We start from the raw sequence: 5,077 nt of genomic DNA, 5'->3' as shown, positions 1-5,077 counted from the left end.
GGGGCGCACCGTGTAGCTGACGAAGCCATCGGCCGGCGGTGCATCCAGCTGGCTGGCATCGGGCGCCAGCAGACCACGGCGGGTTTCGGTAATCACTTCGCCGGTGTCGGGGTCGATCGCCTGCAGCAGCCAGGTCACCGTGTGGGTATTGTCGTCAATACCGGCACTGACCCGCAGCACATAGCCCTTGCTGCCGCTGAAGTCGAAGTCGCCCTGGAAGTCGGTACGTCCGGCCGGCACATGCACATTCAGGTCGCCAATGCGCAAATCCCCCAGCCGCAGCGTGCTGGGCTGCAAATTCGGGTCGAGCTGGGTCACGATGCGGATCTGGCCCTGCCCGCTGTCGCCCTGGCCATGGAAGGACAGGGTATGGGGCAGATCGATGCCGGCAGGTACATAGCTACGGCCATTGGCGGCCGTCTGCAGCTGCGGGCCGCGCAAGCTGATGGCCGGCTGGCTGCCGCTGGCAGTGCCAGCCTCCTGGATCAGCTGCAGCAGGTTCAAGGCGGCCGGATTGACCGGGCGGAACTGCTGGTCCAAGAGACCGATATGGCGCAGGTATTCCTTTTGCGCCAGGCCGCCAGCAAACACATTCAGGCTCTGGAAGTGGGTGGCATGCGCGGCATGGGCATCGTAATCAGCAAACCGGGGGGCGTCGGCCACCGGGCTTTCGGCCTCGACCATGCCACCGTCGGCGGCGCGATACTCGTGGTAGTCAATCGGGGCGACCACGCCGTGGCCGTCGCCGGCAAAACGCACGCTATTGCCATACCATTGCTGGATCTTGTTGAAGAAGTCCAGCAGGCTGGGGCGGGTTGTAAAACTGTCGCCGGCGCGGCTAAGTACAATGCCGCTGGCCAGGACGGTATTGAGGCTGAGCACCAAGGGTTGGCTGCGGATGGCCGGCGCCTCGCCTTGTGGCGGCAGAATGCCACCCGCTTCCAATGCGGCCAGCCAGCCCTGTTGCCACTGCTGGCGATTAGCCGCCAGCACTTGCAAGGGGCCGGATGCATCCGCGTCGGCCAGTATCGCCAGGCGCAGTTTTTCGGCATAGGCGCTCTGCTCGGCAATGAATTCATCGCGGCTCAGCGGGGTGGCCGCTGCCAGCACCTGGAAGCGGAACGACAGCGACAGCATTTCGCCCGGATCGAGGTTGACGCCGGTCTTCGCATCGATGGTGCGGAATTTTTTCAGGAGATTCGGCTCGATCTTGTTCAGATCAGCAACCCCGCCATCGAGCAGGCCGGCCTTTTGCCAGTCCGGGTGCAGCTGATACAACACCTTGCGCAGCCCGATAAAGTCACGCGACAGCCATTCGCGCAGGCCCGGATAGGTTTGCAGCACAAAGCTGTTCTGCACTGCCCCGGCATTGGCCACATCAAAGGCATAGCCGGGGGTGAGATTGAAGCCCTGGGTGTTGATCTGGCTATTGAGCGCCGCCCACGGCACATCGGGCCGCCGGGTCCCGTCGGCCGGCGTCGGCCCGAATTGGCCGGTATTGGCACTGTCGGCCGGCACCCGGCCCGGCGGCTGCCCGCCGATATTCGAGCTGAAGCTGACATAGGGCAGGCCCAGAATGGCCAGCACGCCGGTTTCCGATGGCCCCAGATTGGTGGCGCCGACATCGAAGCGCACGAAGGGCGCATCGGTATTGCCGAGGTTCTGCAGGGTGACGTTGTAGGTGCCGCCATAGCCCGGATCCAGGCTATCGCTGCCGCCAATGCCGATGGTCACATCGGCATCCACCGCCCGATCCACCATATAGCGGAACGCTTCCACCACCTGCTTGCCGTCCGGATTGATCACCGCGAGGTCGTACAGACCATGCGGCACATGGGACAGGTCGAACACCGCGCGGATATGGGTGGCATCCAGCACCTGCCAGCGCGCAGGCTGCACCTCGAACATGCCGGGCCGCGACAGCTTGACCAGGGCACCAGCCTGGAACTGGGCGCCCTCGATATCCATGCTGACCCAGCGATGGTCGCCATCGGCGGTGCCGCCGCTATCCGGGGTGACCCGGGTAATCGACAGCGGCAACAGATCGGCCCGCAGGGTGACCGGCGCGCTGACCGGCGTACTACCCAGTGGTGCCGCCTTGGCACGCACCAGCACGTAGTAGTCGCCCGCCTGGGTGTCGGCAATGATCGCCTGCTGGTCGGCCGACTGGGCGCGGCTGTAGGCGGCGTCATAGCTGAAGCTGCTCGGCACCTCGCCGTACTTGATATACAGCTCGTTATTGCCCGTATCGTCGGCATCGAGATTGACGCGCAGAGTCTGGTGCGCGGCGACGCTGACCTTGTACAGCAGCAGGCCGCCTGCCGCGAGGCCCGGATGCATTGCTACCGCCACCGGCAGTTCCGGCACCGACACCTGTACCCCGCTGCCGACGGCATGCGGCCTTACCGCAGCGGCATCGCGCCCTAGCTCGCGGTACACATCGGGCCGCACGATCACCTGCCAACGCCCCTCCTTCAGCGCCGGAAACGGCGCTTCCACTACCCCTTGGTAGCTGCCGTCGGCCGCAATGCCGCCGTGATGGACATAGCGCCCCAGCAGGATATCGTTCGGCCCGGCTTCGCCGTCTTGCGACAGGTAAACCGCATCGGTCCACTCGCCCTCCGCGGCCTGGGCCGAGAGATTGTGCACGGTGTAGTCCACCCGGAACGATTGGCCCGGCTGGGCATTGGCCGGCATGCTGGCGGTCACCGCATCCAGATTGATCACCGGCGGCGCCTTGACCAGCAGCGGCGCGGCGGCCACCGCAGCATTGCGATCCTGCCCGCTACCGAGTACCACCGGCTTGCCATTGGCGCCATCGTCCGGGTTGGTGATCACAAACACGTAGTAGCTGCCGCTCATGCCCTTGGGCACTTTGAAGATTTCGCTAACGTCGTAACTGTCCTTGCCCTTGAGTCCGCCGTTGTGATCGACAAAGCCGAGCAGGGTGTCGTGACTCAGGTCCAGATTGCGGTCGCGCGACAGGTAGACCAGATCGTGCCAGTGGCTCTGGTCGGCCGGGGTATCGCCGCCCGGATTGCTGACCTGATACGCCACATTGATCAGCTGCCCGGCGGTCACTTCGCTTGGTGCCGTCACCTTCGTAACTTGCAAGTCTGGCGGAGTGGCCAGGGTAATCGGCAGGTCCAGCGTGAAGGTATTCTTGCCCAGGTTTTTTGGCTGCAGCACCGCGCCATTGCCACTGTGGTCGAACTGGTGCAGCACCTCCAGGCCTTCGCGGATGGTACTGGGCGGGTGGTCATCGAACGGCGAGGGTTTGGCCAGGTCGGTACTGGCCTTGAGTACCAGCTTGAATGCGCCTTCGATGGAGCTGGGCAGGGCGAAGGTGGCGCTACGGGTATAGCTTTCGCCGACGCCCAGGGGACGTGGACGGCCATTGCCATCGCGCAGATCGATATGGCGTACCCGCGAGCCCTCCTCGACCTCACCGTCGCGATCCACCAAGGGGTAGTCGCCATCAGACACCGAACTGCCGCGAGTCAGATACAGGCCGTCGGCCCATTCGTTCACCCGAGTAGCCCGATTGCCGACATTGCGCACCGTCCAGGTGGCAGTGACCAGCTGGCCCGACTGCGGATTAGCCGGCTCCAGCTTCAGGCTTTCCACCTTGAGTGCCGCTTCCTTGTAATCGATTACCAGGCTGGTCTGCGCCATATTGTTGGCGGGGTTGGTCTCATACACACCATGACGGTAGTACGCCAGCGCATCCGCACTGCTGCCCTGCAGCTTCTGCCCTTCGGGCAGCGCATTGGCCCGCACGTACAGGTAGTACGGCCCTTCCACGCCAGCCGGCAGGGTGGCTTGCACCGTGGCGCTATACGGTTTGCCTGCGCCAAGGCCCGCGGCATTGTCGTGCTGCACGGTAGTCAACAGCTTGGCCTGCAGGTCGAACACCGGACTGCTGCTGATATAGATGGCATCCGTCCAGCCCTCGGTGCCCGGCCAGACGGCCGCGCCGAGATTCTGCACGGTATAGCTGAGCTGCACCGGCTCGCCCGAATCGCCGCGTGGCGGCACGGAAATACCGGTCACCATCAAATCGGCCGGCGCCGGAGTGACCACGCTATCGGTGTGCGCGACATTGTTGCGCGTGTTCAATTCCGACCACTGCGCCTGGCTGCGTACCAGCAGATAGCGACCGCTGGCCGATGGCGGCAGGGTGACCGTCACGGCCTTGCTATAGGGCTCGCCGCTGCCCAAGGGGCCGACGTGCTCATAACGGCCCAGTGCCCACAGCACCATGGCCTGGCTGAAGTCGGGGCTATCGCTCAGATAGACTTCATCAGCCCATTTGCCACCAGCGGGTACCGGATCGCCGATATTGGTAACCGTGTAGCTGAAGCTATAGGGCTCGCCCGCCGGCGCCGCCCCTGGCGCAATAAGTTCATTGACCTTGAGGTCGGGCTGCGGACGCACCGGCCCGAGCACCTTGATCTCGCGGGCCAGGACGTTATTGCCAAGGATATCGCCCGAGGCATCGTGGTTATCGTTGGACTGCAGCGACGTCTCCACCACGCTGCCATAGGTATCGGCCCAGACCGTGATGTGGTAGTCGCCCGAGGCCACATCGTCGGGCAAGGTCAGCGAGAACTGGCCATGGTAGGGCTGATCGGTCGGCGCCAGTGTGCCTTCATGGCGCCGCGAACCGAGCAGGATATCGCCCGCCCCGGGTTGGGGCCGGCCAGTGCCACGGGTCAGCCACACCGTGTCGGTCCAGCCAGTGAGATTGCCGGCCTCGCCGCGAGTTACCGCGCTACCCCGATTGCTCACCGTATAACTCACCTCGATATTGCTGCCATGGATGGCTTGGCTGGGCGCCTGTACCTCGCTGGTCACCAGGTCGGCAAACAACACCGGTTCGATATGGAATTTCTGCGCCAGCATACTGGGGCTGGTGCGCGGGAACTGATCCACCGCACGGCGTGCATCGGTCACCACGATGATGTAGGCATCGCCAGCAGCACGTAGCGGCAAGGTGAACGGCAAGGTGGTGCTGCCATAGGGCGTCTGCCCCGGCTCCAGCGCCGAGCCATTGGGCAGACTGGCCAACAGCTGG

1 protein-coding gene is annotated in these 5,077 nt (G+C 64.3%); it reads right to left on the bottom strand.

Features of this window, described 5'->3' with window-relative positions; translation table 11 throughout:
• Positions 1 to 5,077: pre-peptidase C-terminal domain-containing protein (locus tag ACE3OH_RS19085; protein ID WP_374356933.1), on the bottom strand; the 5,077-nt coding region annotated here is incomplete at both ends.

The organism is Chitinimonas sp. (genome assembly GCF_041904975.1).
Classification (GTDB): Bacteria; Pseudomonadota; Gammaproteobacteria; order Burkholderiales; family Chitinimonadaceae; genus Chitinimonas.
This window is presented reverse-complemented; position numbering and strand designations above follow the sequence as displayed.